General features: G+C 76.2%; 1 protein-coding gene. It reads left to right on the top strand.

Going from position 1 to position 2,692, the window contains the following annotated elements:
* Positions 1–313 precede the first annotated feature (313 nt).
* Positions 314–2,608 (top strand): DEAD/DEAH box helicase, encoded by a 2,295-nt coding sequence (locus H9640_RS10710; protein ID WP_191790741.1) that lies wholly within the window; start codon positions 314–316, stop codon positions 2,606–2,608.
* The last annotated feature ends 84 nt before the right edge of the window (positions 2,609–2,692 follow it).

Raw genomic sequence — 2,692 nt, 5'->3', positions numbered from 1 at the left:
CCCGTCGGACGCACCGGGCCCGACCTGTGCACGACCGCGCGCTGTCCCACCCAGCGCCTACGATCGCTGGGTGACCTCGTTCCCCCGTGACCCGCACGACCCGTACGCCGACCTCCCGCCCGACTTCGCGTCGGAGCCACCCGCCGACCTCTACGACGAGCCCCCGGTCCCCGACGACGCGGGACCCGCGGTGCGTCGCGCCGCCGCCCCCGGCGGGGCACCGGCCCCGGCGCCTGCCCCGGCCGACACGGCGACCGACACCCCGGCCGACGCTGCCTCGGCCGCCGACGCCGCGCGGCTCGCCAAGGTCGCCATGCTGCGCGGGCTCCTCGAGGGCAAGGACCTGCGCGAGGAGGCCGAGGCCGCGCTCCGCAAGCTCGTGGGCCGCGACGACGCCGCGCTGCGCGACGACCAGTGGCTCGCGATCGAGGCCCTGGTCGCGTTCCGCCGTCGGGCCCTCGTGGTCCAGCGCACCGGCTGGGGAAAGTCCGCGGTCTACTTCGTCGCGACCTCGCTGCTGCGCTCGCGCGGCGCGGGTCCCACGGTCATCGTCTCGCCGCTGCTCGCCCTGATGCGCGACCAGATCTCGGCCGCGGCCCGCGCCGGGATCCGTGCTGTGACCATCAACTCCTCGAACATGACCGAGTGGGACGAGGTGCACGCCGCGATCGCCGCGGGCGAGGTCGACGTGCTGCTCTGCTCGCCCGAGCGGCTCAACAACCCCGGCTTCCGCGACGAGGTGCTCCCCCGGCTCGCGGCCGACGCGGGCCTCGTCGTGATCGACGAGGCGCACTGCATCTCCGACTGGGGCCACGACTTCCGGCCCGACTACCGCCGCATCCGCACCCTGCTCGCGGACCTGCCCCCGGGCATCCCCGTGCTGGCGACGACCGCGACCGCGAACGAGCGCGTGACCGCCGACGTCGCGGAGCAGCTCGGGGTCACGGGGGCGTCGGTCGGGGCGGGAGCCCCGGGCGCCGTCGCCGGTGCGCCCGGAGCCCCGCGCGAGGACGTGCTCGTGCTGCGCGGCGGCCTCGACCGCGAGTCGCTGCACCTGGCCGTGCTGAACCTGCCCGACCAGCCGAGCCGCATCGCGTGGCTCGCCGAGACGCTCCAGGACGTCGACGGCTCGGGGATCGTCTACTGCCTGACGGTCTCGGCCGCCGAGCAGGTCGCGAGCCAGCTCCGCGCGACGGGGCTGGCCGTGGCCGCGTACACGGGCCAGACGGACACGACCGAGCGCGAGCAGCTCGAGGCCGACCTCAAGGAGAACCGGGTCAAGGCGCTCATCGCGACCTCGGCGCTCGGCATGGGCTTCGACAAGCCGGACCTCGCGTTCGTCGTGCACCTCGGGGCACCCTCGTCGCCCATCGCGTACTACCAGCAGGTCGGTCGTGCGGGGCGTGGCGTCGACAGCGCGGTCGTCGTGCTCCTGCCCGGCGAGGAGGACCGGCGCATCTGGGAGTACTTCGGCTCGCTCGCCTTCCCCGCCGAGCGACAGGTCCGCGAGACGCTCGCGGCCCTCGAGGCCGGGGGCGGCACGCAGTCGGTCGCGGCCCTCGAGACGCAGGTCGACCTCAAGCGCTCACGCCTCGAGACCATGCTCAAGGTGCTCGACGTCGACGGCGCGGTGCGCCGGGTCAAGGGCGGCTGGGTCTCGACCGGGCAGCCGTGGGTCTACGACGCCGACCGGTACGCGCGCGTCGAGCAGACCCGGCTCGCCGAGCAGCGGTCCATGATCGACTACGAGGCCACGACCGGCTGCCGCATGGCCTTCCTGCGCGCGACGCTCGACGACCCCGAGCTCGAGCCCGGCTGGCGGTGCGGACGGTGCGACCGGTGCGGCGGCGTCGACCTGCCCGCGGCCCCCGACGCCGAGGCCGTGTCCGCCGCGCGTGCAGACATGGACCGCCCGGGAGTCGAGGTCGTCGCGCGCCGCCAGTGGCCCACAGGCCTCGACCGGCTGGGGCTCGACCTCAAGGGCCGGCTGTCGCCCGAGGAGCTCGCGTCCCCGGGACGCGCCGTCGCGCGCCTCGACGGGCTGGGCTGGTCGGGTCCGCTGCGTGAGCTCTTCGCGCCCGGCGTACCCGACGGCGAGACCCCCGTCGCGCTGCGCCGTGCGGCCGCGCGCGTGCTCGACGAGTGGGACGCGCTCTACGCCGCACCCAGCGGCGACGGCCTCGATGCCGCCGGGGCGGCCGACGCCGCGTCGGCGGCGGACGGGGCGGGCGACGAGCCGGCTCCCGCGCGCCGGCTCCTGCTCGACGGCGTCGTGTCGGTCCGGTCGGCCACGCGACCTCACCTCGTCCAGCACCTCGCGGGCGGGCTCGCGCGCTACCTCGACCGCCCGCTCGTCGGGTCTGTCGGTCCCGTGCCGGGCCGCGAGCAGCCCGGGCGCCACGACGTGAACTCGGCCATGCGCCTGGCGGGGGTCGTCGAACGCCTCCGGCTCGAGCTGTCCGGGCCCGCGCTGGCCGGTCTCGCGGGACGCCGGATCCTCCTGGTCGACGACTACACCGACTCGGGCTGGACCCTCACGGTCGCCGCCCGCCTGCTGCGCCAGGCAGGCGCTGCGGCGGTCTACCCGTTCGTGCTCGGGGTGCGATAGGCCCTGACAGCTCGGACGGCGCTGACGACGCTGGCCATGACGCACGAGAGCGGGGGGGGGGGGGGGGGGGGGGGGGGGGGGGGG

Source organism: Oerskovia gallyi (assembly GCF_014836745.1).
GTDB classification, from domain to species: domain Bacteria; phylum Actinomycetota; class Actinomycetes; order Actinomycetales; family Cellulomonadaceae; genus Oerskovia; species Oerskovia paurometabola.
This window is presented reverse-complemented; position numbering and strand designations above follow the sequence as displayed.